The following is a 13,910-nucleotide window of genomic DNA, read 5'->3' as shown; positions in this document are numbered from 1 at the left end:
ATCTCTTGAAATCCCAAAAAATGCACACTTTTTCCGGTATACCCTTCAAAACCCTTGCACTTTTTTCCTGTTTATCAGCCTCTAACCTTTGATATATCAAGGTTTTAGGTTTATTCAGCAAACCCTACTTAAACCCGCCATAAGTCTCACACTAATAGATCAAGTGTTGAGATTAATGACGGGTTTCTCTATCGGCTTCAAGGTACTGGTAATAACTACAAAAAAACCTAAACCTTAACTGGCTGTTTGACGGTTTCTGTCGCCTGATAAGGATGAGAATTGTTAATAGGTTGTGGTCCTAAGAAAGCTTCCTTACCTGTAATCAATCGAGAACGACGATTACGAGTAATATAATTCCATGCCCACTGAATTACCACTACCATCTTAGTATCAAACTCAATTAAGAAATAGATGTGAATTACTAGCCAAAATACCCAAGCAATAAAACCTGTAAGTTTCAGAAAACCTAAATCTACTACCGCTAAATTTTGCCCAATCATTGCTAAACTACCAACATCGGTGTAATGAAATGGTGGCAAAGTATGACCATGAAGCCGTAGTAAAATCAACCCAGCAACATATTCTCCTTGTTGTTTAGCTACAGGTGCAACACCGGGTAAAGGTTTACCAGTTTGATGGGAGAAATTAGCTAAATCTCCAATCACAAAAATGTTTTTGTAACCTTTAACAGTCAAGTCTGGTTCTACAACTACTCTACCAGAGCGATCGCATTCTACACCAGTACGATCTGCTAAAACTTTCGCCATTCCAGAAGCTTCAACACCTGCCGCCCATAATACAGTTTTGGCGCTAACTTGTTGTACTTTATCACCTTGTTTGAAAGTAACAACATCATTTTCAATATTTGTCACCCTGGTTTGGGTTTGAACCATCACACCCAATTTTTGTAAAGATTCTGTTGCTGATTGCGATAATTCTGGTGAAATATGAGGAAGAATGCGATCGCCACCTTGCAATAATAAAATTTTCGCTTCTGAAGTGTCGATATTGCGGAAATCTTCTTGCAGGGTTTTATATGCCAACTCAGCGATCGCACCCGCTAATTCTACCCCAGTAGGACCACCACCCACAATCACAAAAGTCAACAAAGCACGGCGTTTTTCAGAATCAGTTTCATTTTCTGCTGCTTCAAATGCAGAAAAAATCCGCCGACGCATTTCTATCGCATCTTCTACAGTTTTCAAACCAGGAGCTAAGTCTTTCCAATTATCTTTCCCAAAATAAGAATGGTTAGCACCTGTAGCCACAATTAAAGTATCATAAGGTACGATTTTATCACCCACAAATACCTTTTGTGTCTTCGGATCAATATTATTTACTTCTCCCAGCAAAACTTTTGTATTTTTACTTTTTCTGAGAACAGCACGCAAAGGAGAAGAAATATCAGCAGGTGATAACGTACCAGTGGCAACTTGATATAAAAGAGGCTGAAATAAGTGAAAGTTCCGTTTATCAATGAGAGTAACCTTTACATTTCTATTAGCAAGAGATTTTGCCGCATACAGTCCACCAAAACCACCACCAATGATGACAACCTCATGTTGTTTATTCTTTTCAAGTGAAACAACCATAAGAAAATATTCCCTTTTGTTAAGAAGCGTGTAACTTTTCTTAACAAATATGTAACAAAGTTATAAGATAGTTTGCCGTTTCTTAGAAAACACTTGACAAAATAATAAAAGTAGTTAAAGTAACTAAATTTGTAATAATTCAGTATTCAGTATTCAGGAGTTTTTTATTTTGGATTTTGGATTTTGGATTTTGGATTGTTTTTGTTAAGTCCAATCTAAAATCTAAAATCTAAAATCTAAAATTTTCTTCCCCAGTCCCCACTCCCTGCCAATACCTAACTACCAATTCCTTCACTGGGTGGTAATTTTTCCGGTGGTGCTTCTGCTGGGGGAGCAAGTACAGCATCTGGGGCGACTTCCTCAACAGAAATAGGTGGTTTTTCCTCGGTTTCCTCTTGCGCTTGTGCGACTAACTCAGGAGTCGGAGGAGTTGGATGTGTTACTTCTGAAACAGTTTCAATTTTGGCTTCAGTTTTGGTTTCAGTTTGACTAACTTCCTCACTGACTTCTGCTGTTGGTGTAGCCGTTTCAGATGCAGGAACAGTTACCACTTCGGTTTGACTGACTTCTGCTGTTGGTGTAGCCGTTTCAGATGCAGGAACAGTTACCGCTTCCATTGGAGATGTTGTTTGGCTTGGTTGTTCTGCAACAAGAGTAGTCTGATCAACAATTGTCACAACAGGTTTTTCTGGAGGTGCTACTGGTTGTTTATTCCCTACTTGTTGTACCTTACCTTTAACACCACTAAAAACATTAGCAATTAACGATGATAACTGTCCCAGCTTTTCCTGTAAAGAAAACTTAGATACCTGTTCTTGAATACTCACTTTAACTAACTCAGGACTGGGAATAGGCGTTTGTTGTACCTCTGGTGTAAGTTGACGACGCAGAGAAAGAGTTTGCCAACCAAACCACACCAAAAGCGCCACACTAGCTATATGACCCAGTAATAAACCCCCAGTAATGCGTGATGCAAAAATCCATAACACCAAAGCGTAAAATAAACCTACACCACTCCAGATAAAATCATTCTTGCGGTGAATTTCCGGGAAAAAGAAAGCAGCTATGTAAATAGCTACACTGCCAATTCCCACTACTAACGCTAGGATATAGGCGAGCATTTTTTTAACTCCTTCAAGGTTATCATGTGCCATATTTCCATTTTGCGAATTTTGTTATTGATTTGTCATTGAATTGTTGACTCAGATACAAATCAAAACCAATTCTTGGTGTTAGATGTGATTTTTGTGATTTTTGCCATTTACCTCAACTCTTAATGTCTTCTTTAGGAGTGAAGCCAAAATCTCGGATTACCCTTAAAGATGAAAGCATCTGCAAGAGTTAGCCAAACCCAAAAAACATTTGAACTATGACACTACAAAGCTTTGGTGTGATTGGATTAGCCGTTATGGGCGAAAATATCGCTCTAAACGTTGAGCGTAATGGCTTCCCAATTGCAGTTTACAACCGCTCTCGTGAAAAAACCGATGCCTTCATGGCCAACCGCGCTGGAGGACGGAATGTTAAAGCAGCTTATACCCTGGAAGAATTTGTCGCTTCATTAGAACGTCCCCGCAAAATCTTAGTCATGGTGCAAGCTGGTAAACCTGTTGATGCGGTAATTCAACAGCTTAAACCCTTACTGCAAGAAGGTGACATCATTATTGATGGTGGTAACTCTTGGTTTGAAGATACCGAAAGACGCACTCAAGAATTAGAACCCACTGGTTTACGCTATATCGGTATGGGTGTGAGTGGTGGTGAAGAAGGCGCGTTAAATGGTCCTTCTCTCATGCCCGGTGGTACAAAAAGTTCCTATGAGTATCTATCCCCCATTTTCAACAGAATCGCTGCACAAGTTGATGATGGTCCCTGTGTAACCTATATTGGACCTGGTGGATCTGGTCACTATGTAAAAATGGTTCACAACGGCATTGAGTACGGCGATATGCAGTTAATTGCAGAAGCCTACGATTTGCTGAAAAATGTCGGTGGTTTGAATGCTGCACAGCTACATCAAGTATTTGCAGAGTGGAATAAAACCGACGAACTCAATTCATTTTTGATTGAGATTACCGCGAATATTTTCCCCTACGTTGATCCAGAAACCAAGATACCTTTGGTTGATTTAATTGTTGACGCTGCGGGACAAAAAGGAACTGGTCGTTGGACAGTACAAACTGCTTTGGAATTAGGCGTTGCTATTCCTACAATTACTGCTGCTGTTAATTCCCGGATTCTCTCTTCTATTAGAGAAGAACGGATTGCCGCATCTCAACAATTAACTGGTCCTGCTCCCACAATCTTTAAAGATACAAGAACTTTTGTGAACATGGTGCGGGATGCACTTTATTGTTCCAAAATCTGCTCTTATGCTCAAGGTATGGCGTTAATTTCTACCGCTTCTCAAGCCTATAATTGGGGTCTGAATTTGGGTGAAATGGCTCGAATTTGGAAAGGTGGTTGTATTATTCGCGCTGGTTTCTTGAATAAGATTAAGAAAGCATTTGACGAAAATCCAGCATTACCTAACTTATTGTTAGCACCTGAATTTAAGCAAACAATTCTGGATAGACAAGCTGCTTGGCGGGAAATAATTGTTACTGCTGCTAAAATGGGAATTCCTGTTCCTGCTTTTAGTGCTTCTCTCGATTATTTCGATAGCTACCGTCGCGCTCGTTTACCTCAAAACTTGACTCAAGCACAACGGGACTACTTCGGCGCTCATACTTACAAACGTATTGATAAGGAAGGAACTTTCCATACTGAGTGGGTTCCCATTGCTGAAGCTAAGAAGTAAGTTGTTTTTATTTAGTTACGATTGATGTTAGGGGCGGTAAAACCGCCCTTAGTTGTTAGATTTGTATTGAGTATGATGTATAATAAGTTAATTACTGGGTTATTGCTACTGCAAGCGATCGCCTCTAAATAAAGATTTTCTAATCTAATAAAATAATCACAAATTAGGAAATAGTAGAATGCACATCATTTATAGATTGAATGCTAACGAACTGAATAACAATTTTCTGGATAGTTTATAAAAATTTATTAATGATAATCAAATAATAAGCAAATTAAATTAACGTAAAATTACTGATATAAATTCAACGCAAAATTTAGGAATTACTTAGTATTTCCTCTGATTGCTACTGTCGGAAATGATTACTAAGCCAAAAAATCAATATATTTTTAATCTTTAAGCTTGATAAATTGTAAATTTACTTAAATTTAAAAAACACAATTAAACAAATTGGACAGTATTTATAACTAGATTGCAGCAATCAACACTTCGGTTTTTACTGAAATAAACTTAAAAAGCAACTAAAAAATTACCTCAAGAATCAGCTATGATGTGCTTGCAATTATGGTGAAATGTGATTATCATGACATTAGATAGGTGAATTGCGACATCAAGCAATAAAACACATATCAGTTATAGCAGGAGTCAGGAGTCAGGAGTCAGGAGTCAGGAGTCAGGAGTAAAAACCTCTTGTGGTCAAAGTTTGATAATAATAGACCTCTCCGAAAATAATGGTAGGGACAATTCATGAATTGTCCCTACAAGGATTTCAGGTGATGCAGATTTAATTAACGGAGATGTCTAATGATAATAAATTGATGTCCTAACTACTCTGTCTACAGCTATAAAAGACCATTGGCGAAAACAGGATAAATCATATCTTGCAGTATTCCCAATCATGAAAGAGCAAATAATTTCACAGTCAAGATCACATTAATACGATGAATAATCCAACTCCCAAACCCATAATCAAACGTCAAGAAGAGACTGTATTTGAACGTCCCAAGAAAAAAGGGGATAAAAGCAATTTTCGCTCTTTAAAGGAAGCATTTGATCTAGAAACTTTAGAAAAGAATCCTTGGGGACAATTTTTATTATTTATAGAAGAAAAATATAAAGATTTTACACCCCGACCTCATGAAGAATTGGCACAGAAAGCGAAAATCATCCAAAACGCTATTCGCATCTTGATCGAACATCATCAAGAGTCTTGGGGTGAAATATTAAGTATAATTCCCCAATCAGAAAAAGCGGAAGCAGATGAATTTTATCAGGAGATTTCCAGATATAAAAGACTCACCCCCCAGGAAGTTTATCAAGCATCACAGACAGCTATTCAAGTTATACTTAATCACGATAAATATGGTTTTGTAGATGGCAAGATAGATGCTGAGAGAATTAATCGTAAGACTCAACTGAATGAAGCGATAGATTACTTTCATAACAATCAAGATAAAACTTATTTTATTATTGCCCAACTACCAGAATTAGTTTCTGAAGATGCTAAACCAATGTTTGCAGCATCAAAAGCTTTTCAGCAAATAATTGCCGCCGGTCTAAATATTAAAATTGAAGAGTTTAGCATGTCTTTGATGAGGCGTTTTCGATTAACCCGTGCTGACATAAAAGATGACTATGCTCAATTTAAGGATCAAGAGAAGGATCAAATTGAGAGAGACTTGAGAACTCAAATTAATATTTTACAACAAGAAAAATTAGCACTGGAGGAGCAGTTAGAAAAAACTCGTAACCAAGCACGTCAAGAAGCTGTAATTGCAATTGCTAATGCTCTGCAAAATGGTAGACAACCTGCTTTAAATCAAATACAGCAGATGATTAGTTTATTAGAATCACAAGTTGAAGAAACTGGAGAACCTGAACTTGATTCTGATCAAGCTTTGACTGTTTTTATTATCCTCCGTAACCTGATGAAAATATTTCAGGAATTAGGAATTGAAAGTTATCCTAAATCCTTAAAAGGTAAATTACAAATTTCTCAAAATCAGCTTTCAGAATATGCCTATATCGAAGGAAATCCTTTTGCTAATGAGGAGGAAATTAAACAAGTAGAGTGTACTCAACCAGGATGGAAAGTAGGAGAAACAGTCATCACACCAGCAAAAGTTAGAGAGTTAAATAGCGATCAATAAAGGAAATTTTATCTTCAATATCCTAAAATCTAGAACACGGATTCATTAATCGTAAGGGCGAAGCATTCGGGTGATAACCTATCGCTGAAACCAATTGATATTCTGTCCGAATGCTTCGCCCCTACTGTCAACGTTCTAGTCGGTTTTAACCGACTTTAGCTATCAGACAGGGAATTTATTTCCTGGCTTGCTTCCATAACATATAATTCTGGAACTTCTAGAACATATACAGATTTTCAATCACCAAATTACCCATAAATACAAGGGAGAAAAAAAGATGTCTAATGTAGCTATCTTACTTGATCTTGATAATATTAGACCCGAACTGCAAGAAATAGAAGATATTTGTAGACAGTATGGCAATATCAAAGAACGGCGGGCATTTTCCAACACCCCAGCGTTACGAGCCGTCTATGGTAGTAGATTACGTGCTTTAGAATACCGCTTTGAATTAACTCCAGGAGTTGATATTGTTCGTCAAGAAGTTGATAATTTAATTTTCCGTACTGCGGAAGAATTAATTAATAATTCTCGTTTAAATATTAAAATCATTGCTGTAGTTAGCAATGATAATGACTATGCAAATTTATTTGCATCTTTGAAAAAAAAGGGAATTAAAACTGTAGCTATTGGTAATAACCAGATTGGAAATAGACTGCGAGAAACCGCAGACTATATTGAATTTCTGACTAATGTCCTAAAACCTACCTATTTGGGTATTGATTTAGGAACTACTAATACAGTGATAGCACAGGCAAAGCAAGCACTAATACAAAAATTAGCAGTCAATGCTATTGGTGTTTCTGTGAGAGGTGAAAATGGTGCATTACAACAAACACAATTGATTCCTTCTTCTGTGCGGTTTTCTAAATTAGATAATTCAGAAATTGGTAAGCACGTCCGTAGTCAATACTATGCTTTTAGAGATCAAACAATTTTGGCTTGGAAACATGATATTGGTACTCTCAAAGATGGTAAACCTTTTGAATATGAATTGACTATTGGTAAAATTAAACCAGAACAAGCAGCCAGCGAAGTTTTAAAATTTTGTCGTAAGAAGTTACTTGACTTTCAAGTTGATCTGGGGGGTGGTGTAGTAATTACTCATCCTGCATCTTATGAACCTGATGCGATCAAAGCAACAAGAGAAGCAGCTAAATTAGCTGGTTGGAAAGAAGATGATATTGTCTTATTACCAGAACCAAAAGCTGCTTTATATGATTTTCTGCATGGATTTCTACATGGAGATATTTTTGCTGATTTAGATACCAGTCGCCCTTTAAATATTCTTGTCTATGACTTAGGAGGAGGAACATTAGATACTTCCTTACATAAAGTGGAATGGAATAGTCAGATTTCTCAGTTTTTAATTGATGATATTGCTATTGGATCTCGCACCAGAGTTGGTGGTGATCAGGTTGATGAAAGAATTGTGGATTATTTATTTGCTAAAAATAGCAAAATTCAGAAATTATCTGCACCTGATCAGAAAAAACTCTGGCATGAATTAAGAATTTATGCCGAGAAATTTAAGCAAGTTTGGGGGGCAGAATATCTTTCTTATCCAGATAAAGAAGAGTTTAGCTTGCCATTTGATTATATTGCTTTAGATGGTAATTTTTCCATATTCTATAAGATGAACTATCGGCAGATGCAAGAGGCATTGAAAGACCTTTTGTGTTTAGATATTAAACCTGAGCTAATTAAAAAATTAGATCCAAAAACAGCTTTTGATGAATCTCCATTTACAGATCGGCGTGATACTTTTGTTGTTCCTGTTTTGGATGTGCTATTAAAAGCGAAAGATCGGTTAGGAAGTGTACCAAAAGTAGATGCTATTTTGCTCAATGGGGGGATGACTTATTTTCCCTTAATTCGGGAACGTTTAGAAAGACTTTTACCAGGAACTCTGATTTTATCACAAGGAAATCCAGATTTAGCTGTTGCTCGTGGTGCGGCACTTTACGCTTCTGGGACAATCAAAGGTGAAAATATTAATCCTACAAGTATTTGGCTGGAAGTACAAGATCCCAATAGTCAAGAATCAAAACTGGAATTATTAATTCCTCATGGTCAAAAATATCCTTATCGAACAACTTTGAATGGATTTCGTTTACCAGAGGAAAGAGGTTTGATTGAATTTAAAGTTTGGGTGGGTGAAGGTTCAAAACCAAACCAAAATACAACTTTACAACGTATCCGTTGTGTACATGCCAATGAAATTAGGGCTGCTAATATTCAACCTGGAGACTATTTAAATCTGGAAGTTGAATATACATTTGATGAGCGATTATGGTTGACACTTGTACATCGAGATCGTCTAGATTGTCGCTTTCAGTTAGTAGTTGAAGATGAACCCCAAAACGATCCAGAAACAAATCCTCCTTCTGGTAGCACAGGGGGAAATGGTATAGATATAGATAGATTCATACCTGATATTCTCCGCGCACGTATTGGTATTGAGATAGATCCTAGTATTCAGGTACAATTTACTCAATGGGGTAGAGTGTCATTAAGCCTTTCTCAAAATCCAGGTGGGAATGTTTATGATCAAATAAATGACCTAGAAAAGCAAACTCTTAAAGCTGCAAATCGTCTATCAATTGTTCAAAGTTTGTTGCAATGGTTGGAAATAGGAAATAATAATACTGACTTACAAAAAACAAGGCAAACATTGGCAGTCAGGGCTTTATCCAATATTATTCAAGCTCTACCTTCTGATGCTGCTGACTTTCAAACTAGAGAATTAGAGCAAAGATATCATAGTTGGATTTTGCGAAAATTTGAGTCTGGGTTATCTCAATTGCTATCTAATGATGAACTCTATTCAGCGATCGCCCATACTCCTGGTAAACTTTTGTGGTCAGATTTTGGCGAGTTAATTTACCAACAATTCTCAGAAATATCAAACCAAGCCCGCGCTGTTTATTTACTTAACTCTTTTGGCATTTGTGCTGAACCTTCTAGCAGAAATATCACTAGATTACAGTCTATTATTCAAGCTAATCAACATTTAGCTTTACGTCAAAAGGCTTTTTGGGCTTTAGCAAGAATTATCAGTCTTGGTCAACCACCAGAATGGCGAGCTACAATAAATGATGTGGAAAAAGTAGCATCTTTTGTTTTAGATCAGCTAAAAAATCGCATCACTGAACCACAGGTTGCTATTGATGCTTTAGTTTGTTTGAGTCAATGTTTGTTGTGGCATCTTAAAGGACATTTATTACATGAGAGAATTGTCAATGATATTTCATCATTAGGAAAAATATATCTACCTTGTCAAAGTAAAATGGAAGTTTTTAAACAAATTAAGAAGAAATTTGATAAATATTTGGATCTGATAGAGAAAATGACGAATATCGAAACAGTTACGGAGGAAGATGAAAAGGAAATAAAACGTTTTTTAGAATTGGTAAATAAAACATAATCTCAATAAAGTTTGCTTTTTATACCCCCGAATATCTTGGGAAAAAGGGACTAAATTTCTCAAAGTCACTATTTTCCCAGGGTATAAATAAAGGTATTCCCTCAAGAGATATGTTTCCTATTGTCTGAATTATGCATCGCTTTCCAAGCTCTTTTCAAAACTTTCTTAGTAGATAATGAAAAATCTCCTTTGTTCATCATCCAGTCGTAATAACCAGGATCTTTGGAAAAAACTTCTAACAAACTTTGACCTTTATATTTACCAAAGTTAAACAAAATAGCTTGCTTCTGTTCATCATAAATCAATTTATTACTAGGATCTAAAAAATTAAATGTAGTCAACTGACTTAAAACTTTAATATCATTAGTAATTGGTACAGGAACAGGAGAACCATCATTACTATATTCTACATTTTCATAACGTTCAATTTGTGCTTTAAAAACTTGATAGGTAGCACAAATATCAATTGCTGCATTATGCGCTCCCTCTAAATCTTGACCACAATAAAACCTATAAGCTGCTCTTAAATTGCGTCGTTCCATGATGTGAAAGATAGTTTGCACATCTACTAAATTTCTCCCTGATAATTTTAAACAAAGTCCTGCACGTAAAAATTCTTCTACCAGCAGAGGAATATCAAATTTATTGGAATTAAAACCAGCTAAGTCACTATCATCAAGGAAATTTAAATAGTCAACAGCAATTTCTGAAAATGTCGGCGCATCTTTTACATCTTCATCATAAATTCCATGTACTAATGAAACAGTAGGAGGAATAGGAATTGTGGGATTAATTATCTGGTTTTTCAGTTCTTCCCTTCCATCGGGAAATACTTTGAGGATAGCAATTTGTACAATTCTATCTTTGATTATATCTACTCCTGTGGTTTCTAAATCAATAAACGCCAGTGGTTTTAATAAGTTAAGTTTCATAAGGATTTGGGATTCTATATAATTGGTGTGTAATAATTGGTGTGTAATTTGACAAATAGATTATACGCAATTTGCACTCCCACTAGAACGTCGATTCAGTAATGCTAGGTAATCTGTTTTTACCTTGTAGGGGCGAAGCATTCGGGTGATAACCTATCGCTGAAACCAGTTCATATTCTGTCTGAATGCTTCGCCCTTACGGTTATTCGCCCTTACGATTAATGAATCGGTGTTCTAGGAAACTAATTAGAAAATAATTATATCACATTCCGTTATAATCAAGATCATACTTTACCAGGTTGTGAAGTTTTAAAAATATGAGTAATGAAGATAAAGCAAGGATGGATAAAATGGAAAATCAGCTTATTGATATGCGATTAGCGGTAAGTGCTTTATTGGAAACTGCTACTCATCATCAGCGTAATTTTGATACGATTCAGCGTAATTTTGAAACTATGCAGCGTAACTTTGATACTTTGGTCTTGGAAATTAGAGATATGCGTTCTGATATGATGCAGATGCAGTCTGAGATTAGAGAAATACAGATGGATGTGCGGGGTTTGCAAACTGAAAATCGGCGGATTCTTGATATTTTGCAAAATCGTCCTCCTGAACAGGAATCTTAATTTTTAGTGAATTTTAAATTAGTGAATTTTAAATTAGTGACTTTTAAATATGTATTTTTAGATCCCTGACTCCTTTAAAAAGTTGGGGATATTTTTAATCACAAATCATATAACTCTTTAAACCAATTGATAAACCCCTGCACTTTAGGATTGTTGGGATTTAAAATATTATACTTTATAGCTTGATGTATTTGTCTCCCTGGTTCATTTTGCCATGCTAACCAGGTGTAAATTTCTGCTTTATCAATATAAGATTCTTTAAATGTTGCACCTTTATTTTTTGCTTCTCTGACTACTTCCTGTGCATATTCCCAAAGATATTCTCCCTGTTCGGGAATCATATAACCTAAAAATGTTTCTAACATTCCTTCTATAATATTATTTGGCATAATCCAAACACCAAATTTTTGATTATCTGGTGTATTAATAATTAACCCATTTTCCGGTATAGCTTCAGGAAGATTAGGAATATTTGGTAAACAAGCATTTCTGATACTTTGCCAACGTAAAAACGCATCATCATCAGCATCTACCATTAAACCTAAATGTGTGCGTCCTCTAGTTTGCAATTCTGTGTATATGAGATCAGAAGTAATATTTTCATAACCTCCACATTCTTGAATTGATATAATTGCTTCTTCTTTCTTATTACCCCAGAAAATCCCATTTTTTTCAATTAATTCTGGTATCACTCGTAAATCATCTTGACCTTCAACTAATAATTTTTTAGGTTTATCATTTTTTGCCATTGCTAACGTACCTCCAATTCTCTTTCCGCAGCAATGACCATTTGAGATTCATTGAAAACTATACTTTTTGATTTATCTTTCTCAATTCTATGAATCCTAATACCATCATCAGTGACATTTTCTTGTTGTGCAATTTGGGCTAAACTTTTCCAGCAATCGCTATTATGTGTAGTTGCAAAAACTTGTACATTTAGTCTTTTAGCTGTTTCCCAAATCATTTTCCACATACCGGACATTGTAGTAAAATGAAGTCCGGTATCTATTTCATCTACAAATAAATAACCATCTTTAGCTGATACTATAGCTAATGCAAGTCCTAATATTCGCCACACACCATCACCCATACTTCCAATTGGTACACGCTGTTTTTTATCACTAAGACGGACAAAAAAACCAGTATGTGAGTCAGCAACCGCAGGACGTAATCTCGCTATCTTATTAGTTTTTTGGACATTTGCTGTAGCAATACGTTCAATTTTTGGATCAATTATTTTCAATGCTTCTGTTGCTAGTTCTTCTTCAGGAGTTAATACAACTTCCTCAAATAATTCTTTCATATTTGTAGTATTTAGAGAGGAAGCATTGACAAATATTGTCTTATTCAATTGATTTTTTTTGTCTCGGCTAGAACGTTTAATCAGTCTCAAGGATAAGCAATTATTATCTAACAGAGGCATATTTACAATTTCTTTAGCTTCATTTTCTCTATTCCAAATTACTCGGAAGTTTAGGCTTTTGAAATTACTTGATAATTCTTCAATAAGTTCTCTTTTTTTTTCTTCGTCTAACTCTTCTAACTCCTCTAAATCAGCATCAATATGTAACTTTATACTTCCTATATTGACAGAAAACTCTTCTTTAACATCGTCGTTAATTCCTGAAATAGAAAATTGACTATCAATATCAAATTGATGGTCATAAAATAAATGACAGACATCAAGTTCACGCTCTTCTCTTGGATCATCACTCCAAAAATACTCACCACGGTTAATCATTATTTCACCGAGTGGTTCAAGATTAGTTCGTGAACATAAAAGCTGAATAGCTTCTAATATAGACGTTTTACCGCTATTGTTTTCACCCACTAGCAGATTAATTCTACCTAGTTGTTGAAGTTCAAAAGATTTAAAGCAGCGAAAGTTCTCTATTTTTATACTTTTGAGCATAGTTTTTAATATGAAGATAATAGAGAAATAATGACTAAGTTGATTATATATCAAATCCCTGACTTATTAAATAAGTTGACCATATAAATGGAAAGTTTAGTGAAAGTTCTATATCATTTTATTGATCCCGCAAAGCCGCATAGAACAATGCTTCATAAATATCGGCTTCTTCCAAGTAGGGATAAGCTTTGATAATGTCATTTAAACTGTGCCCAGATGCCATTAAACCAACGATAGTACCAACGGTCATGCACATTCCTCGGATGCAGGGTTTAAGCTGTTGTGCATTTAATTTGTATAAGTGGAACAGGCATCTTGCCTGTTAAACAAGAGTTCAGAATTTGAGGGGGCGACAAGCAAGTTGAAACCAAGATAGGGAAAAGGTTTGAGGTGATAGACCCTCTGAAAAAATCTGGTGCTTATTGAGAATAGTATACAGTTATTAAGCAGATATTTATAGGGTGCAGT

General features: G+C 35.7%; 10 protein-coding genes. 4 read left to right on the top strand and 6 right to left on the bottom strand.

Annotated elements, in window-relative coordinates; translation table 11 throughout:
• Window positions 1-227: 227 nt before the first annotated feature.
• Together FFR48_RS18385 and FFR48_RS18380 are read right to left on the bottom strand one after the other, a co-directional pair.
• Window positions 228-1,592, bottom strand: coding sequence for an NAD(P)/FAD-dependent oxidoreductase (locus tag FFR48_RS18385; protein WP_137668370.1), 1,365 nt, complete (start codon window positions 1,590-1,592; stop codon window positions 228-230).
• A gap of 275 nt (window positions 1,593-1,867) precedes the next feature.
• The gene (locus tag FFR48_RS18380; protein WP_137668369.1) at window positions 1,868-2,713 is read right to left on the bottom strand and encodes a Ycf66 family protein; all 846 of its coding nucleotides are present in this window, start codon (window positions 2,711-2,713) and stop codon (window positions 1,868-1,870) included.
• A 248-nt stretch (window positions 2,714-2,961) separates the two neighbouring features.
• On the opposite strand from FFR48_RS18380, the gene gnd reads away from it, so the two are divergent.
• From gnd to FFR48_RS18365, 3 genes are all read left to right on the top strand, one after another.
• Complete coding sequence (gene gnd, locus FFR48_RS18375; protein WP_096568110.1) at window positions 2,962-4,392, top strand: NADP-dependent phosphogluconate dehydrogenase; 1,431 nt, start codon at window positions 2,962-2,964, stop codon at window positions 4,390-4,392.
• A 941-nt stretch (window positions 4,393-5,333) separates the two neighbouring features.
• Complete coding sequence (locus FFR48_RS18370) at window positions 5,334-6,542, top strand: hypothetical protein (protein WP_137668368.1); 1,209 nt, start codon at window positions 5,334-5,336, stop codon at window positions 6,540-6,542.
• 277 nt (window positions 6,543-6,819) lie between these two features.
• The gene (locus tag FFR48_RS18365) at window positions 6,820-9,969 is read left to right on the top strand and encodes an Hsp70 family protein (protein WP_137668367.1); all 3,150 of its coding nucleotides are present in this window, start codon (window positions 6,820-6,822) and stop codon (window positions 9,967-9,969) included.
• A 101-nt stretch (window positions 9,970-10,070) separates the two neighbouring features.
• Here the strand turns inward: FFR48_RS18365 and FFR48_RS18360 are convergent, their stop codons facing one another.
• Entirely contained in the window at window positions 10,071-10,901 is an 831-nt protein-coding gene (locus tag FFR48_RS18360) for a 3'-5' exonuclease (protein ID WP_137668366.1), read from the bottom strand.
• Window positions 10,902-11,218: 317 nt separating this feature from the next.
• Between FFR48_RS18360 and FFR48_RS18355 the strand changes: the two genes are divergently transcribed.
• Window positions 11,219-11,527, top strand: coding sequence for a hypothetical protein (locus tag FFR48_RS18355; RefSeq protein WP_096568114.1), 309 nt, complete (start codon window positions 11,219-11,221; stop codon window positions 11,525-11,527).
• A 98-nt stretch (window positions 11,528-11,625) separates the two neighbouring features.
• Here FFR48_RS18355 and FFR48_RS18350 read toward each other — a convergent pair whose 3' ends face one another.
• The 3 genes from FFR48_RS18350 to FFR48_RS18340 form a co-directional block, all read right to left on the bottom strand.
• On the bottom strand, window positions 11,626-12,276 hold the full coding sequence (locus tag FFR48_RS18350) for a DUF3226 domain-containing protein (RefSeq protein ID WP_096568116.1): 651 nt from the start codon (window positions 12,274-12,276) through the stop codon (window positions 11,626-11,628).
• Window positions 12,277-12,278: 2 nt separating this feature from the next.
• Window positions 12,279-13,442, bottom strand: a complete 1,164-nt coding sequence (locus tag FFR48_RS18345; RefSeq protein WP_096568118.1) for an AAA family ATPase — start codon at window positions 13,440-13,442, stop codon at window positions 12,279-12,281.
• 118 nt (window positions 13,443-13,560) lie between these two features.
• Window positions 13,561-13,752 (bottom strand): DUF433 domain-containing protein, encoded by a 192-nt coding sequence (locus FFR48_RS18340; protein ID WP_096568119.1) that lies wholly within the window; start codon window positions 13,750-13,752, stop codon window positions 13,561-13,563.
• Window positions 13,753-13,910: the final 158 nt, after the last annotated feature.

Source organism: Sphaerospermopsis reniformis (assembly GCF_005402885.1).
GTDB lineage: Bacteria > Cyanobacteriota > Cyanobacteriia > Cyanobacteriales > Nostocaceae > Sphaerospermopsis > Sphaerospermopsis kisseleviana.
The sequence above is the reverse complement of the archived record's forward strand: the minus strand, read 5'-3'. Positions and strand labels throughout refer to the sequence as shown.